Here is a 15,205-nt window from a genome sequence, read left to right as displayed (position 1 = left end):
AGCTGTCGACGCCCGAAGTCGGCGGCTACCGAAGGCGCCGGCACCGGCGCGCGCACGACCGGCGGCAAGATCCGGATACTGGCGGGCGGATTGCTAGGTGGGACACCTGCGCACCTCGTTCTCCTGGCCGGAAGGATCGGCAGAAGGACCAGTGATTCCACTCGCATCGATCAGGGATCGTGGACGGTGGCAGGTGCCTCCCGGTTCGACCCGGTGGGAACACAGCGTGCACCACAGCGCCGGTACGGTCTCATGGATTGTTGCCCGGAAGGCGACTGGGTTCGCCTCGGCAGCCTGCTTCGGTGCCCGGGAAAAGTACCGGATGGTCCACTCGTCTCGGTCGTGCGGCCAGGCGCTCAGCTGGGCCTGGACGGCGACACCGGCGTCGTCGTCCAGCCACCAGGACTCGGTCGGGCCGGTCGCTTCCGGCACGCGCTCGGGTAGACGCCGCTCGTCGACTACAGGGGCCACCTCGCGCGGCGTGCAGCAGGTGAAGGTCCGATGGAACCAGCCACTGACCATCACGAGCATGGCGTGGCTCTCCAGACGCTGATCGACGGAGCGGTCGATCACGCGGTAGGACCACTGGCCGGGTCCCATAGCGGTGCGGCCGTCAGCAAGAACGTCGACGCCCCAGGTCCAGTCGCCGTCCACGATTCCGGTGAAGGCCAGCCCGAGCGGGCTGCGATGAACCATCGAATCACCATCAAGGCCGTACTCCATGCCGTTAGGTCCAATGACCGGGTACCAAAGTCCCCCGAAGCGCTCCTCGAACCTGATCATCGCTTTGACCAGCTCGTCGGGCACCGCCTCGATCCGGCCGTCGACGCGCAGGGCGGCTATCGAGCGAATGTCGGTAGCGGCCAGGTGCGGCATCCGGCGGCGAGAACGTCGGGCGAGAAAAGCCCGAGCACGGCCAGACAGGCTCGGATCACCAAGAACGTATATGCCTGGCAATCTACCACCGGCGCTCGCCCCGCACGCCCGCTCGCAGACGCGCCCGGAACCCCACAACACACTCTTCTCGGCTACCGGAAGTCGAATCGCCAGGTGGTGCAGGTCCGACCGAGCAACGAGACTGGCCTCCTCAGGCCTTGTAGTCGCTCGGTCGACCTCCGAGATCGGATCCGTGGCAGGGTGCGCTCACCGAGCTGCAGCTGACTTTCGCTCCGAGGCTGAGACGTGAGGGCGCTGACGGGTTCTGTCAGGGCGGGGGTGGGTTCGATCGGGCTGTCGGTGGCGCTCTGGGGGTCGTCAGTACGTCCGCCGGTCCGGGGGCCACCGTGCCTATGGCCGACAAGATTCCGTTTCGTGCGCCGGTCCCTGTGGGGGATGTGGTGCCCGGTGATCCGCCCGTGCCGATCACCGTCTGGCCGGTTCCCGCCCCGCAGCAGGGCGAGACCATGTCCAACGCGATGGGGGTGCGGCTGGTCCACAACCTGACCCATCCGTCCGATCTGGTCGTTGACCTGGCGGCGGGGCCGCAGTTGGCCCGCGCGGTCATCGCCGCACGTCGCCGTAGCCACCTGCCTCTGGCTCATGTGGCCGGGTGGGGAAGGGAACAGGCGGCGTTGATCGTCACCGGCTGGCCGGTCGACGACGCAGCCGGTCCGGTCGAGTTCTTTCAACGTTGCCGTGGCGCCCTGGTGCCGGGTGGTTGTGTGGCGGTGCTGCTGCCTCACGGGGACGTGGCCTTGCCGGTTGATGTTGTCATCGCTGCCAGGCGGGTCGGGTTGGCGTACCTGCAGCATGTCGTGGCGGCTGACCGGCCACCTCGGCCTGGGCAGCGGACGCAGCTCGACATCCATACCGACGTGCTGATCATGATGAGCAGCGCCTCCGGGGTGGGTGGTGTCGGTGGCTGACGGTTTTTCGGTCACGTCGGTGTGGTTGACCTGTCAGCAGCCGGCGCGGGATCAGCGGCGGGGCCGGTATGTGCGGGCGACGTCGAGCCATCCGGGCAAGATGTTGCCGCATCTGGCCGCGTACGCGATCGGCGCGTACTCGATGCCGGGTGATGTGGTGTTCGATCCGATGTGTGGGTCCGGCACGACGGTGGTGGAGGCGATGCATCTGGGTCGGCAGGGGCTCGGGATCGACATCGAGCCCCGGTTCACCGCGCTGGCCGAGGCCAACGTTGCTCTCGCCGCCGGGCAGGGCGCGTCCGGGTCTGGGCGGGTGTTCACGGGCGATGCCACCGGTCTGCTGGACATCGTGCCGGCCTGGGTGGTGGGTCGGGTGGGGCTTGTGTTGACCTCGCCGCCGTACGGGCGGGGGACCCACGGTCTGATCCAGATGACGAGCAGCGGGCTGCGTAAGCGTGACCACCTGTACGGGGACCGGGAGCGCGGCAACCTTGCCTACGGCGGTTGGGCCCGCCTTCTCGACGGGTTCGCCGCGATCCTGGCCGCCTGTTACCTGCTGCTGCGTCCGGGCGGGTTCGTGGTGATCAGCTGCCGGCCGGTACGTCGCCAGCGGGACGACCTGATCGACCTGCCGGGTGAGTTGTTGGCGGTGGCCCGGTCGGTGGGGTTGGAGCCGGTGCAGCGGTGCGCGGCGCTGCTCGCCGCCGTGCGGGACGGGAAGATCGTGCACCGCGCGTCGACGTTCGGGCTGATGTCCGTACGGAGGTCGAGGAACGCGGGCATCCCCGTGCATCTGATTGCGCACGAGGACGTGCTGGTTCTCAGGCGGGGACTGCAAGGGCCGTCGCCGGCGGCCGTCGCGGGCTGACAGCAGAGGCTGGCGGTGCTGTCAGGTCCTGTCCGGATGGTCAACCTGACAGCACCGCTACACCGGTCGCCTGGCGTTTAGCCTGAAGGCTCTTCTCTTGTTCTTTGTGCTGTTCTGACGCGTCCGCGACGGCATCGCGCCCACCTTCCCCGGTCGGCCGCCGCACGCACCGCCGTCTACCCCCAGCACTCACTGCCTGACCTTCGTCGCCTCTGTGCGACTGAGGTGGGCCCTCCCATCCCTTCAGACGACCACCTCCGGGTGGTCGTCTTGTCATGTCCCAAGGAGGACACATGTCCCAATCCCCGTGGTGTCTGGTCGACACCGAGCACCGTCGAGCCCACGACTGTTTCACCGTCGGTGATGCGGCGGCACCGCAATGACCGGCCCGGCCGCGGCGGAGAAGCTTCGCCTGGTGGTGATCGAAACGACCTCGGCGATCCAGCAGCGGCGGGCCCTGGCAGGCGCAGCCCGTTCCGCTCTCATCGTCGCGCTTCGCGAGCAACTGATCTGCCGCCCCAGCTGTGAGGACGCCCTCGCGGCATGGGGTCTGGACCCGCTGCCGCCCGTTTACCTGCCGCAGCCGCAGCCGCAGCCGCAGCCGCAGCCGCAGCCGCAGCTGACGGCGCACACCGTCGGCGGACCCGCCAACATGCCGAACGACGTTGACGTCCACCCGCCCGCCCCGGCAGGGATGGGATCAGGTGCTGACGTCCGTGAGCTTGCCACGGCGACGGCGGCACGGGACGCGGCTGTCACGGCGCTTACCGGGCTGCGGCGCAGCATCCGGGCTCGCGCGATCCGGGCGCTGGTCGATGACGAGTTCGGTGGCGGGTTCCGGCACTACGCGCTGCTGGTCGACCGGTTCCTGGTTGGTCTCGGGCTCGATCCGCTGCCTCGGGCGTACCCCGTCTCGGTGCTGGCGGATCTGATGCTGCGGGTCGGTGAGGGCACCGTGCAGGATGCCTACGACGCGGCCCGGGCCACGATGCGGGCAGTCGGCAGGACCGTTCCTGATACGGCACGGCCGTGGACGGCCTACGGCTGGACGATTCACGATGCCGTGACCTGCGACCGCGACGGTTGGCGGATGCCGTGGCAGCACGAGTACCAGATGCTGCTGCGTGGCCACATCACCTTGGAGGGCGCCGGAACGGCGGCCGAAGCTCTCGTGCGTACGGACCTGACGTGCGCGTTGGCCGGCGTCGATCATCGCCTGACCATGGTGACTGCCACCGTCGAACCGGCCGGTATCGACCGGTGGCTGGACCCTGAGCGCGACTGAACCGGCCGGCTCGGACGCCCCGGACCGGCAGTCTTCCTGCCGTTGCGCGTCGGGCCCGGCCCGTGCCGGCGTACGTCGGCCCACCGCCATTGGGCAACTCGCCTGATCCATCGAGAATCGTATGGGAGTTCACCGTGTCCTTCCCGGACAACAAGCTGACCGTCCGTTCCCCGGGCGACTTCGTGGCCGCCGTGCCGTACCTGCTCGGGTTCCATCCTGCCGACGGCAGTGTGGTCGTGATCGCCGTCAGGGACGGCCGGGTCGTCTTCGCCGCCCGGTGTGACCTGCCCGCAGCCGACGCCCCCACCCAGCATCTTCTCGACCTCGTGGGGCACCTGGTTCCTGTCCTGCGGCGACAGCAGCCGATCAACGACCTGGTGCTCACCGGCTACGGCGAGGCCGATCACGTCGATGCGGCCCTGCGCACCATCGATGAGGTCCTGACCGGCAGCGGCATGGTCGTCCGTGAGGTGCTGCGGGTGGCCGGTACCCGGTTCTTCAATCTGGTGTGTCACGACCCGGCCTGCTGCTCGCCCGAGGGAATCCCGTTCGACCCGAGCACCTCGTTGGTCGCCGTGCAGGCCACGGCCGCCGGCATGGTCGCGCTACCGGACCGGGCGGCCATCGCGGCCCGGTTCGCGCCGGTCTCCGGTGCCGCCCGCGACGCCATCCAGGAGGCCACCCGCGTGGCGATCGCCCGATTGCAGGCCACCGAAAACACCGTCGGCGCGAGGGCCGTGGAAGCGGCCGGCGCGCAAGCGCTCCGGGAGGCGCTGCGTGATCGGGCCCGACGTCTGACCGACGACGAGGTGGCCTGGCTCAGCGTGCTTCTGACGCGTACGTCGGTGCGGGATCTCGCGGTCCAACTCACCGAGCCGCACGACCGGCACGTCACGCTCTGGGTCGAGGTCACCCGCCGCGCCGACGAGGCCCTCGTGCCGGCACCGGCCACCGTGCTGGCCATCGCCGCGTGGCGCTGCGGGGACGGAGCGTTGGCCGGCCTGGCAGCCGAACGTGCCCTCCAGGTGAACCCCGACTACCAGCTCGCCGGTCTGGTGCTGGAGGCGCTGCGCGTCGGACTGCCACCGTCCACCTTCGCGTAGGCCACCGCCCGTACGTCCCGAGCCGGTCGGCGGACACCTCGACCAGCCGGCCGGTGGCGGAAGCCTGCCGGCCGTTGCCGGAGGGCTCGTGGCCCGGCACCGGATGTCCCACCGTCTGTACTACCTGGCCAGTGCCCAGCCGAACACGCGAATCCGGGCACGGCCGCCAGCCGTGCCCGGATTCGCTCCATCCCGACACGGAGGAATCCCATGCCAGCGCACGGCTTCCACCCATCCGACCCACGCCCCGCCGCGGCAGAGCAGCAGGGGAGCGAGGCTGCGCCGCCCGCCGTCCCGGTGTGCTTGGCCCGACAACCAGTCATCGGAGGGCTCGTCGTCCCGTGGATCACCGCCCGCACCCCGCAGGGCCGGTACCGCTTCGGCCACGTCGACTACCACCGCCAGGCCCACGCTATGCGGGACCGGCTCTGCCAGACCTGCGGCACCCCACTGGAACCGGCCCGGCTCGTCTTCGCGATGCGCGACAGCGACCTGCGGATGTTCATCAGCCACGAGCCGGGCATGCACCCAGTCTGCGCCGCCTACTCCGCGACCAGCTGCCCCATGCTGGCCGGCCGGATGAGCCACTACCAGGCCACCCCGCTCGCCGCACAGTTGGCCGACCTCGGTGTCACCAGCCACGGCGATCCCACCGGCGCCCGCCCGGCCGCGCCCGCCGAGCGCTGGAACCTGGTCTGGGCCACCGGCTACCGGCCCTTCACCAACCCGCTGACCGACCAGCCCGCCGCGATGGTCCTGCCCGAGCAGATCCTGCGCGTGCGCCCGATCGGCCCCCGACCCGCCGACCACCACTGACCCGAACGGAGCTCCACCATGCCTCTGCACGTCATCGCGGTCTACCACAACACCGACAGCCGGTTCCTGCCGTACGAGGCCGGACAGGCACTGACCCAGGTCATCTCCCACTGGCGGCATCTGCCCGACACCGCCACCGCGGAGAAGACCGCCACCTGGATCTACGGCCTGTTCAACATCGACCTCGACCACCTGGAGAACGCCCGCGCGACGCCTGCCGGCGAGGCCGACTTCCTCATCGCCTGCACCTACCGGCTGCTCCGCCTGCGGTCAGTCTCCACCGGCGACGTCGTGGCCGTCACCGCCGACGGCCACACCACCTGGCTGGCCTGCGAGGCCATCGGCTGGAAGCGCATCGACGTCCCGACGGTCGTCACCGGCGGCCCGTTCACCGCCGACACCGTCCACCATCATCTGCGGCGAGGACGCCCCGCCTGACCACCCTGCGGGCACCCGGCACTGCCGGGTGCCCGTCCCACCATCTGACCATGCACCGGCTCGTCGTCAACCGATCCCACCGTCGTGGCCAGGTGACCACGTCGACCGGGCGCATCCCCACGGAGGTTCCCCTCATGCCCACCCAATGGCTCCCGCCCATCGCCATCACCGGTAGTCGACTGCTGCGCGCCGAACTGCGCGCCGTCGAAGAGCAGTCCGGCTTCGATATCGAGTACGCCGACACCGTCGCCGCCGGCCGCCGCTACGCCCGCCACCGTCCCCTGATCATCGTCGGCACCGATCTCGTCGCCCGCGTCCGGAAACCCCTGACCTGCCGCGGCCTTCTCGTCGTGGCCTCGGTCAACCCACTCGACACGCGGGTCCGGGTACACAGTCAGCGCCTCGGGGCGACATACGTCATCGTCCTGCCCACCGCCTGCTCGTGGCTGACCCACCACCTCCGGCGCGACATGCCGACACCCATGGCCACCTACCGGCGCGCACGACGGCAGGCCACCACCGACTGACCGACTCCCGACCGCACACACCTGGCGGATCCCGTCGACCCCGCGCAACGCCGAACCCGCCCATGCTGCCCGCACGACAAGGGCAGCGAGCACGAAGAACGGCCCGCCACCAGGCGGGCCGTCGTCGTTTCGGCCCGGGACGCCGCGCCTCATACGTCGCGTCCCGGGCCCTCCAGCGAATGGAGGAACCCAGTGTTCACCACACTCCTCGTGATCGCCACCGTCGTGGCCGCCATCCTCGGAGCCACCGTCGGCTACCTGGCCACCCGGCCGACCACCGAACGGCTGCGCGGCGAACTGGCCGACGCGTCCTGGCAACTCGCCCACGACCCCCTCACCGGCCTGCTCAACCGCACCGGCCTGCACGCCGTCCACACCGCCATCACCGCCACCGGCGGACCACAGCCGATCATCGTCATGCTCGTCGACCTCGACCAGTTCAAACAGGTCAATGACACCCACGGCCACGACGCGGGCGACGACCTGCTCACCGACATCGCCAACCGGCTCACCCACACCGCCTCCACCTACGGCGGAGTCGTCGCCCGCCTCTCCGGCGACGAGTTCACCATTCTCCTGCCCGTACACACCCACCCCATCGACGCCATCGCCCACCGGATCAGCCAGACCATCGCCACGCCCGTCCAGGTCCAGGCCGACACCGGCCCCGTCCCGGTCACCGTCACCGCGAGCATCGGCGTCGCCCGTGTAGCCAGCACCGACCCGCTGGAGAGCACCGCACTGCACCGGGCAGACGTCGCGATGTACCACGCCAAGCACCAGGGACGAGGCCGCCACGTCATCTACACCCCCGGCATGACCATGCCCGACCGCCGACGCCGCCGCGGTCTCCGGCTGCGTGACCTGCGCCGCCAGCAGCGGGGGAGCGCCGAATGAACCTCGCGACCCTGATGGCCTGCGCCACCTGCCGCCATGCCCTCACCGAGCATCCGGAGGGCAACCGGACCATCTACCGGCACCCGGTCACCGAAGACCGACACGACGTCGTCCCCGTCGCGGCCCACCACGTCCCACAGGTCTTCAACCGCTGCCACACCTGCACCACCAGCGAGCCGGTCTGGAACTACCGCACAGGCCGCATCCAGATCGCCGACCTCACCACCGGCGTCCTGGCCACCTACAACGACCAGTGGCACGTCTGCTACCGGTGCGCCCACTTCATCGAGGCCGACGACTCCGAGGCCCTCACCGCCCACTGCGCCGCCGCGATGCTCTGGCCGCCCCACACCGCCGAGTACACGGTCCTGCGCACGCTGCACCGCGGAATCGTCATCGGCCGCGAGGGCAGGACGCTCCTCACGACCACCGCGTGGCCACCGGCCCGGCTCACCGCCGACATGCTGCCGAAGATCCGCGACCGGCTCACCCGCCTCCTACACAGCCCGGCGGACCTGCCCGGACCCCTCAACGACAGGGAACAACGCCAGGCCCTGGCCAACCAGCTCGACCTCGCACCCATGTACTGGATCAACCAAGAATTCACCGACATGGTCAACGAGGTCAGCAGCGCACAACCCCCGGCAACGATCACCCACGACCTGACGGCATCACCGGCGGGACTGCTCGCCTGGCCCGAACCGGTCGGCAGGGACAGGCACCTCGCAGCCGTCTCCTGGACACCCCACCGCGACGGCTGGCACCTCATCGGCTACCGCAGCATCGGCACCGCCCTGGACGACGACCTGATGCCCGCACTGCGACACGACATCGGCTGGCTCACACCGATCCACGCCGAACACCTCATCCGCCGCACCACCATCGACGGACGCCACCCACTCGGACCCCTCATCACCACCTGGCTGCTGATCACACAACAGCTGGCCGAAGCCGTACCGGCGAAACTCCGCAAAAGCACCACCAGGGCCTACCGACGCGACCGGCGTGCAACCCCCGACGTCAGGATCGTCCGGATCAAAGCCTCGAACACCACCACGCCGCCACCACACACCCCGGCCCCCGGGACCGGCGGCCCCGCGAAACCCGACCACCGATTCTGGGTCTCCGGACACGAACGTCAACAGGCGTACGGCCCCGGCCGCACCCTCCGCCGCCGCATCGACATCGCACCGTTCCTCAAGGGAGACGACAACCTACCGATCAAGTTGAGCACCACCGTCCGGGTACTCGGTAGCCGGACCACCGAGAGGGAAGGCAACACCGAAGGCTCCTAGGTTTCGACACGGCGTGGTGGTGGGCTTGCCCACCACCACGCAGACAACGCCTCTTTCTCCTTTCACCAGCACCTCGGCGCCAGCCGCCTCGGTGAAGGTCGTGCCAGCTCCGCACGGGTCTAGGACATCGGCAGCAGCAGAAGACACTCACTGTCCTGTCGCAGCCCTAACGCGAGTCGTTCATTGGTTGGCCAGGATTGAGACCCGCACAGAGTAGGAAGCGCTCGCGGCATGCTCGACAAGGTAGGTCACCCGGCATATTTGCCGGTCATCCACGTAGAGTGCGACGTCTCGGAGTGCTGCGAGGTGGGAGAGGTCGATGTCGGCCCGGTGACTCTTGCCCTGCAGGACGTCCCCGATTCCACCCAGATAGTTGGTCGCGTCTCCGGGAGGACGGCCCGCCGGCGTCCGGACCACGACATCGAGCGCGATGTCGACATCCACTGTCGTCCAGCCGACGCGCTGCGATGCTGCGGCAGCTGCTTCCAACAGAGTCCGAACACTGCCGGCGTGCGGATGACCGCCGGCCAGCATGGATTTGGCCTCGTTCTTGAGCGGTGGCCATCCCGGTACGTCGAAGATGATCTCTGAGGGGCCCGAGTGCATCGACCCAGTGTCGCCTCGTCAACGCGGCAGGGGAAGGGCAGATGCCCTGATTTGCCGCAAAGCGTTCACTGTCGGATCGACGACTCGCTCCGACAGCAAGGTGGTGGTGTGGCGCTCACATCATGGGCGCCCATCGAGCCCATGAGAGGCAACCGAGCGGACGAGGCCTGCCGTCTACCCGGCTGGTGCCGACCATGGGATGGATCGTGCATCCTCTGTGATCTACAAGGGAGGGCTACTATGCCGATCATCTCGGATCGTGTGGTGTTACGGGCCTGGCGGCACCGGAACCAGACCGACAAGATTCACTTTGTTGTCGCGCGAGCCGACGGCAGTACCCGCCGGTTGTGGGTCGGTGAGGGGCACTTTCTCTACGAGATCCTCGACAGCCACCTGCTCGCGATCGGCTACACCGGCCCGGCAAGCGGGAACAACGATCCCGTGGAAGCCCAGGATGACACCGAGGCTGCGGACTAGCCGAACAGGCCGTGGCCGCTCGTGTACGTAGTGGGCTGAGGTAACGGCCACCGCTGAGTCCGGCGGTTCACGTCTGACGATGTCGTCAGTTTGTTGACACTGTCGCCGTCCGATCGGCCGGTAACGGCCGACCGCCGCAGGGACAGAGATTGCACGGCGTGATCAGAAGACCGCCCGCCAAGAAGAATCCCAGTCCACTCGTCGGTCTCGCCGTTCTGGTGGCCATCATGTGCTGCGGTGGAGCGACAGCCCTGCTCGGCGACGACGACGAGCCACCCACGGCGTCGCAGACGGTGCAGGCACGCCAGGGAGCAGACGGGCTCGATGCCACGCCCAGCCCGACCCCGACGACGGCTGTCCCGGTACGGCCGTCGCCGACGCAACCGGCCGAGCCGTCACAGCCACCGACACCGACGCCGGTCTCCGAGCCGACCACCCGCAGGCCGGCCACGAAGCCGACCACCCGGCGACCGGCCCCGTTCTACAAGAACTGCGACGCCGTCCGGGCCGCCGGAGAGGCACCCCTGTTTCAGGGCGAACCCGGGTACCGGCCGGAACTCGACCGCGACGGGGACGGCGAAGCCTGCGAACCGGGACGCGGCAACGGCGACCGGGGCGAACTGGACCACGACGACGGCGGCGTCCACTACGCCAACTGCACTGCGGTACGAGCCGCCGGAAAGGCACCGATCCGACGCGGCGACCCGGGCTATTCTCGCCGACTGGACCGCGACGGCGACGGCATCGCCTGCGAATGACAGGTCGGCCCACCGAGGAGTGCGGGTCCGGCGCGTCCGTGCCGCATCAGATGGGGTGCGCGGTTCGGGCCCGCTTCGTCCTTGAATCGGTGTCGGGTGCTCGGGCTCGGTTCTGCCCTCTGGTGTGCCCCGCCGCAGGTGTGGGGACCCGGTTACTCGGTGAAGGCGTCAGCCAGTCCGTAGTTGTCCCACCAGGTCGATCGGTGTTTCCGCAGGATGCCGTCGGTGCGGATGAGCAGGAGCCAGTTGTGGTCGAGGACCAGTGCCGCGTTCTCCGGACGGTCGGTCAGGATACGGGCCACGGTGGCCACCATGTGAGCGGTCGCGGTCTCCGGCGGTTCGTTCCTGGCCAGGTCGAAGATGACCGTGACGTACCTGTCGGGTTCCCATTCCTACTGGGCCCCGTCGTCCTCGGCGTCGACGTAACCGTCGACACCCCCGAGGACGCTGACGTGGTATCCCCACCGCGCTGTGAGGTCAGCGCTGAGTAGACGGGGGTAACCCGGTTCGGTCGACTGCTCGAACCCGTCCGGTGCGACGAGCCCCGCCGCCTGTTGCAGCGGAACGTCCGCGGCCAGGGTCAGCTGGTAGGCGATACCTATGTCCCGGCCTCCCGCTCCTGGTGGATCGGTGGCCCACTCGGCAGGAGACTCACCGGTTCGCCGCATCCATGGCCGAGGTCTGTCAGCCGGTGATGAGGTGGTCGAGGTGGTAGTGGGTCCACCAGCTTGGGCGGTGTTTGCGGATGACGCCGTCGATGCGGGTCAGGTAGAGGTAGTTGCCGTCCTGGATCAGTGCGGCGTCCTCCGCTCGGCCGGCCAGGACCCTCCCGACCGCCGCCACCATGTTGGGGATTCCCTTGTCGGCGAGGTCGTCGGCGCGCATGGAGAAGGTGACGTTGACGTAGGTGTCCGGTTCCCATTCCCAGCGGGCGTCGTCGTCGGTCTCGGCCTCGTAGTAGCCGTGGCTGCCGGAGCGGACGGCGACGGCGTAGCCGCGTTGGTCGTAGAGGCGGGCGGTGAGCAGGCCCGGCTTGAACGCCGGCTGTGGTGTCTCGGCGGGCTCGGCGGCGGTCAGTGCGGCCACCTCGCCGACGGGAGGATCGCCGGCCAGGACCAGACGGAACTCGACGGCCATCAGGTCTTCCCTTCTCGGTCCTGCCGGATGATCTGGACGATCCTACCGTCGCGGGTGACCGCGACCAGTTCCTTCAGCCCGTCGATAGGCCAGCTGTCGAACTGGCGGCGCAGGGCCGCCGGGTCGCCTCGCCAATCGGTGAGGTTCAGCGTCACGCGTTGGGTCTGCCCGTCGTCGATCTTCTCCTGGACCTGGGTCCAGATGTTGCGCACCGACGTGGTGGCCTGCGGGGAGTAGCAGTCGAAGACGTGGCCCTCGATGAGATAGTCGGGGTCCTTGTCCGGGGTTCCGCTGTCGCCGGTGCGTTCCCGGGCGGTGCCGATCTCCGGTGGGGTGGGGTTCTGGTGCACCCGGTAACCCTTGTCGGCGATCGTGTCGGCGCACTCGTTCTCCAGTTCGAGGGCGCGTCTCGTGCTCTGGTCGTTCAGGGGTCCGATTCTGGTACGCGGCCCGGTCGGCCTGCCGTTGTCAACCCCCGTGGGTGTCCTGCCCCAGGGCGGAAACACAGCCTGGGTGTCCTGTCCGGACGGCGGGCGAGACGAGTCGCCGTTGGTGGTGGGTGAAGGGCTGACCGCCACCCTGCGGTCAGCCCCGGTCAGTTTCCCGCCGACCCCAACTGTCGGGCCTGGCTGATCGCCGCTTCGACGGCCTGCTGGGCGGCGGTGCCGCGCTGTATCAGGAGCACCAGGACCTGTTTGACGCTGTCGAGGGCCTGCAGGAGCGGGCCGGGTTGCCCGCCCTGCAGGAGCGCGCCGACGAGCTGCCGGGCCTGGTCGACGTGCCCGATCGTCGCGGTGGCGGCTTCGCGGGCGCTGGCGATGCCCTGCCCGACCGGGGCCAGCGCGGCGATGCTCTCCTGCGGGGTGGCCTCCCGGGGGACGTTCGTGGTGGCGGTGGTCGCCTCACCGACGGCGCCCGCGAGGCCGCCCAGGCCGCTGTGGATGGTGGCGATCGCGGCGCGTACCCGGGCCATGCCGGCGGCGACCGCCGTGAAGCCGGTGCCGGCGGCGCGGGCAGCGATCTCCCGGGCCTGGTTGTCGGCCGCAGCGGTCAGGCTCTGTGCCCGTTCGACTCCGGTGCCCAGGGTACGCAGTTCACCGGTGATCTCTTCGATGCTCGACACGTACGGGCCACCCTGACCGAGAACGAATTCCGACGCCTGCAACCTACCCGCCCTCTCGACACCCGACGATCCCCACACCCCAGCACGGCAGGGCATCCCCCGGAACGGACCTGTCTCGCTCGGTGGGCTGTCCGAGCCGCAGCAGGCCGCGTCAACGCTCGCACCGCGTACGGCGTGCACGCCTGGGCGGAGCCGTTCAACACCTCTCGAAGGCGGTGAGCAGCCTGCGCAAGGCTGGGATCGTGGCAACCGGCTACCGCGAGATCATCGTTCGGGACATCGATGGACTGCGTGAAGCCGTGGAGGTGGACCCCGCACACTGATCGCCCGTTCGGGAACACCCAATCCCGCCACGGTGACAGGGGATCTCGTCACTCCGCCTGCAGACTGATGCGGAGCTGATCGGCCAGGGTGACTGTTTCGTCCTGCGGTGCGGCGTCGAGGTCGACCAAGACTCTGGTGAGGGCGCGCAGCAGGGTGCGGATGCCGTCGGTGTCGCCGAGGGCGTGGCGGGCGTGCATCGCCCGGGTGTAGAGGGCCTCGTTGTAACGGTCCAGCACGATGGCCTTGTCGAGCAGGTCGGAGGCGGCCTGCGGGTCGGCGGGGAGCAGGTCGTCGGCGAGCAGGAGGTGGGCTTCGGTACCCCACCTGCGGACGGTCTCGCGGTGCGGTTGGAGCCATTCGTAGTCCTGGCCGTCGGCCAGGGGTGCGGTGTAGAGGTCGCAGGCGGCGGTGAGCAGGTCGCGGCGGCGCGCCCCGGTGGCGATGGTGGCGGTGCGCATCAGGTCGCGGAGCCGCCAGACGTCGACGTCCACGGTGGCAGGGTCGAGGCGGTACCGTCCGGAGGACTTGATGAGGTAGGCGTTCTTCGACTCCGCGGTGCCGGCTCGGCCGAGGACGTGCCGCAGGTTCGAGGCGTTGGTGTGTACCCGTTGGTCGGCCTGGCTGAGGCGGGCGTCGGGTTCGAGGTATTCGCCGACCTCGCGGGTGGTGGCCCCGTCGGGGTGGACGGCGAGGTACACCGCCAGTTCCAGCGCTTTGGCCCGTAGCGGGCGCCCCGACGCGGCGATGTTCTCGATGTGCGGTGGGCCGAGGACCCGTAGCTGGGCTCGTCCGGACTCCGTTGTCGGCGGGGTCGCCGTGGTGGGCGTGACCTACCCGGCCAGCCGCCCGGATCGTGTCCGCTCAGGAAACCCAAGTGGATCATGTACCAAATTGTGTCCGAGGGCGGGGATGCTGAGGGGGTGGAAGTTGGTGGGCTTGCTGCCGAGTTGGTGGAGCGGATGGGTCTTGACCAACGGGTGAGGTCCGAGGTGACGGGTCGCGAGCCGTCTGACGAGTTCTGGGCGCGGGTGGCGGAGGTCGACGCCGACAACGCAGCCTGGTTCGCCGAGGTTCTCGACGAGTACGGGTGGCCTCGGCGTAGTGAGGTGGGTTCGGATGCCGCGACGGCGGCGTGGCTGATCGCGCAGCACGGCGATCGTGACCGGGAGTTCCAGCGCCGCTGCCTGAGCCTCCTCGATCAGGCGGTGCGGGACGGTGAGGCACAGCCTTCCCACTTGGCCTACCTGACCGACCGGATGCGTCGAGCCGACGGGAGGCCGCAGTTGTACGGAACGCAGTTCTGGTACGGACCGGATGGTGGGGGGCCGTTGCAGCCGCAGCCGATCGAGGACCCCGACCAACTCGACGAGCGGCGCCGCAGCGTCGGGATGGGGCCCTTCGCGGAGTACGTAACCCTCATGCGTCAGCGTGAGTCCCCCGACGAGGATCGGGCCCGAGCTCGCCGGGCCGATGCAGCCTCCGCATGACCGGGCTGGCCTGACTTCCCAATCGGTGCCTGTCGACGCGGTAACTCCATGGGTGCTCGGACGCCAGGCCCAGCCACGACGGCCGGCAAGGATCACAACCCCGCTGACCGTCGTGGAATGGGGTGGTCGGGCTTCGTCAAGGCGGCGTCCAGCGACGTGGGCGTCCGGTCACTGCGTTACGAGCTTGTCCGGCGCAATC

18 protein-coding genes and 1 pseudogene are annotated in these 15,205 nt (G+C 69.3%); 12 read left to right on the top strand and 7 right to left on the bottom strand.

Features of this window, described 5'->3' with window-relative positions; all coding sequences use genetic code 11:
- Positions 1-93: 93 nt before the first annotated feature.
- Positions 94-876: a hypothetical protein gene (locus tag ACN28G_RS15010; protein WP_421479450.1), complete on the bottom strand. Its 783-nt coding sequence runs from the start codon at positions 874-876 to the stop codon at positions 94-96.
- A gap of 413 nt (positions 877-1,289) precedes the next feature.
- Between ACN28G_RS15010 and ACN28G_RS15005 the strand changes: the two genes are divergently transcribed.
- The 9 genes from ACN28G_RS15005 to ACN28G_RS14965 all read left to right on the top strand — a co-directional run bounded on the left by ACN28G_RS15005 (position 1,290) and on the right by ACN28G_RS14965 (position 9,094).
- Positions 1,290-1,865 carry a hypothetical protein gene (locus ACN28G_RS15005; protein ID WP_421479449.1) on the top strand — a complete coding sequence of 192 codons (576 nt, stop codon included), beginning with the start codon at positions 1,290-1,292 and terminating at the stop codon, positions 1,863-1,865.
- Positions 1,849-2,733 carry a TRM11 family SAM-dependent methyltransferase gene (locus tag ACN28G_RS15000; RefSeq protein WP_421479448.1) on the top strand — a complete coding sequence of 295 codons (885 nt, stop codon included), beginning with the start codon at positions 1,849-1,851 and terminating at the stop codon, positions 2,731-2,733. The genes ACN28G_RS15005 and ACN28G_RS15000 overlap by 17 nt, the downstream gene beginning before the upstream one ends.
- A 379-nt stretch (positions 2,734-3,112) precedes the next feature.
- The gene (locus ACN28G_RS14995; RefSeq protein WP_421479447.1) at positions 3,113-4,018 is read left to right on the top strand and encodes a hypothetical protein; all 906 of its coding nucleotides are present in this window, start codon (positions 3,113-3,115) and stop codon (positions 4,016-4,018) included.
- Positions 4,019-4,152: 134 nt separating this feature from the next.
- Positions 4,153-5,121 (top strand): DUF4192 domain-containing protein, encoded by a 969-nt coding sequence (locus ACN28G_RS14990; RefSeq protein ID WP_421479446.1) that lies wholly within the window; start codon positions 4,153-4,155, stop codon positions 5,119-5,121.
- A gap of 303 nt (positions 5,122-5,424) precedes the next feature.
- Entirely contained in the window at positions 5,425-5,937 is a 513-nt protein-coding gene (locus ACN28G_RS14985) for a hypothetical protein (RefSeq protein WP_421479445.1), read from the top strand.
- 18 nt (positions 5,938-5,955) lie between these two features.
- Positions 5,956-6,375 (top strand): hypothetical protein, encoded by a 420-nt coding sequence (locus ACN28G_RS14980; protein ID WP_421479444.1) that lies wholly within the window; start codon positions 5,956-5,958, stop codon positions 6,373-6,375.
- A gap of 50 nt (positions 6,376-6,425) precedes the next feature.
- Entirely contained in the window at positions 6,426-6,902 is a 477-nt protein-coding gene (locus ACN28G_RS14975; protein WP_421479443.1) for a hypothetical protein, read from the top strand.
- 192 nt (positions 6,903-7,094) lie between these two features.
- On the top strand, positions 7,095-7,799 hold the full coding sequence (locus ACN28G_RS14970; RefSeq protein WP_421479442.1) for a diguanylate cyclase domain-containing protein: 705 nt from the start codon (positions 7,095-7,097) through the stop codon (positions 7,797-7,799).
- Positions 7,796-9,094 carry a hypothetical protein gene (locus ACN28G_RS14965; protein WP_421479441.1) on the top strand — a complete coding sequence of 433 codons (1,299 nt, stop codon included), beginning with the start codon at positions 7,796-7,798 and terminating at the stop codon, positions 9,092-9,094. The genes ACN28G_RS14970 and ACN28G_RS14965 overlap by 4 nt, the downstream gene beginning before the upstream one ends.
- 180 nt (positions 9,095-9,274) lie before the next feature.
- On the opposite strand, the gene ACN28G_RS14960 is transcribed toward ACN28G_RS14965, so the two are convergent.
- Positions 9,275-9,700: a hypothetical protein gene (locus ACN28G_RS14960; RefSeq protein WP_421479440.1), complete on the bottom strand. Its 426-nt coding sequence runs from the start codon at positions 9,698-9,700 to the stop codon at positions 9,275-9,277.
- Positions 9,701-9,940: 240 nt separating this feature from the next.
- Here ACN28G_RS14960 and ACN28G_RS14955 point away from each other — a divergent pair, with 240 nt between their 5' ends.
- Together ACN28G_RS14955 and ACN28G_RS14950 are read left to right on the top strand one after the other, a co-directional pair.
- Entirely contained in the window at positions 9,941-10,177 is a 237-nt protein-coding gene (locus ACN28G_RS14955) for a hypothetical protein (protein WP_421479439.1), read from the top strand.
- Positions 10,178-10,335: 158 nt separating this feature from the next.
- Entirely contained in the window at positions 10,336-10,935 is a 600-nt protein-coding gene (locus ACN28G_RS14950; protein WP_421479438.1) for an excalibur calcium-binding domain-containing protein, read from the top strand.
- Positions 10,936-11,087: 152 nt separating this feature from the next.
- Here the strand turns inward: ACN28G_RS14950 and ACN28G_RS14945 are convergent.
- The 5 genes and pseudogenes from ACN28G_RS14945 to ACN28G_RS14925 form a co-directional block, all read right to left on the bottom strand.
- Positions 11,088-11,537: pseudogene (locus ACN28G_RS14945) on the bottom strand (SitI3 family protein).
- Between the two features lie 82 nt (positions 11,538-11,619).
- Positions 11,620-12,072 (bottom strand): SitI3 family protein, encoded by a 453-nt coding sequence (locus ACN28G_RS14940; RefSeq protein WP_421479437.1) that lies wholly within the window; start codon positions 12,070-12,072, stop codon positions 11,620-11,622.
- Complete coding sequence (locus tag ACN28G_RS14935; protein WP_421480914.1) at positions 12,072-12,500, bottom strand: hypothetical protein; 429 nt, start codon at positions 12,498-12,500, stop codon at positions 12,072-12,074. Before ACN28G_RS14935 ends, ACN28G_RS14940 begins: the two co-directional genes overlap by 1 nt.
- A 167-nt stretch (positions 12,501-12,667) precedes the next feature.
- Entirely contained in the window at positions 12,668-13,195 is a 528-nt protein-coding gene (locus ACN28G_RS14930) for a DUF6244 family protein (RefSeq protein ID WP_421479436.1), read from the bottom strand.
- A gap of 371 nt (positions 13,196-13,566) precedes the next feature.
- Positions 13,567-14,217 (bottom strand): AfsR/SARP family transcriptional regulator, encoded by a 651-nt coding sequence (locus tag ACN28G_RS14925; RefSeq protein ID WP_421479435.1) that lies wholly within the window; start codon positions 14,215-14,217, stop codon positions 13,567-13,569.
- 183 nt (positions 14,218-14,400) lie between these two features.
- Between ACN28G_RS14925 and ACN28G_RS14920 the strand changes: the two genes are divergently transcribed.
- Positions 14,401-15,006 (top strand): DUF6624 domain-containing protein, encoded by a 606-nt coding sequence (locus tag ACN28G_RS14920; protein ID WP_421479434.1) that lies wholly within the window; start codon positions 14,401-14,403, stop codon positions 15,004-15,006.
- Positions 15,007-15,205: the final 199 nt, after the last annotated feature.

The organism is Micromonospora sp. WMMA1923 (genome assembly GCF_049179195.1).
Classification (GTDB): domain Bacteria; phylum Actinomycetota; class Actinomycetes; order Mycobacteriales; family Micromonosporaceae; genus Micromonospora; species Micromonospora yangpuensis.
The sequence above is the reverse complement of the archived record's forward strand: the minus strand, read 5'-3'. Positions and strand labels throughout refer to the sequence as shown.

What these genes read in the sequence shown, in the direction of transcription:
- ACN28G_RS14980 (WP_421479444.1), top strand. Translation starts at nt 5,956, where the DNA reads ATGCCTCTGCACGTCATCGCGGTCTACCACAACACCGACAGCCGGTTC.
- ACN28G_RS15005 (WP_421479449.1), top strand. Translation starts at nt 1,290, where the DNA reads ATGGCCGACAAGATTCCGTTTCGTGCGCCGGTCCCTGTGGGGGATGTG.
- ACN28G_RS14955 (WP_421479439.1), top strand. Translation starts at nt 9,941, where the DNA reads ATGCCGATCATCTCGGATCGTGTGGTGTTACGGGCCTGGCGGCACCGG.
- ACN28G_RS14975 (WP_421479443.1), top strand. Translation starts at nt 6,426, where the DNA reads ATGCACCGGCTCGTCGTCAACCGATCCCACCGTCGTGGCCAGGTGACC.
- ACN28G_RS14920 (WP_421479434.1), top strand. Translation starts at nt 14,401, where the DNA reads ATGTACCAAATTGTGTCCGAGGGCGGGGATGCTGAGGGGGTGGAAGTT.
- ACN28G_RS14960 (WP_421479440.1), bottom strand. Translation starts at nt 9,700, where the DNA reads ATGCACTCGGGCCCCTCAGAGATCATCTTCGACGTACCGGGATGGCCA.
- ACN28G_RS14965 (WP_421479441.1), top strand. Translation starts at nt 7,796, where the DNA reads ATGAACCTCGCGACCCTGATGGCCTGCGCCACCTGCCGCCATGCCCTC.
- ACN28G_RS14940 (WP_421479437.1), bottom strand. Translation starts at nt 12,072, where the DNA reads ATGGCCGTCGAGTTCCGTCTGGTCCTGGCCGGCGATCCTCCCGTCGGC.
- ACN28G_RS14995 (WP_421479447.1), top strand. Translation starts at nt 3,113, where the DNA reads ATGACCGGCCCGGCCGCGGCGGAGAAGCTTCGCCTGGTGGTGATCGAA.
- ACN28G_RS15010 (WP_421479450.1), bottom strand. Translation starts at nt 876, where the DNA reads ATGCCGCACCTGGCCGCTACCGACATTCGCTCGATAGCCGCCCTGCGC.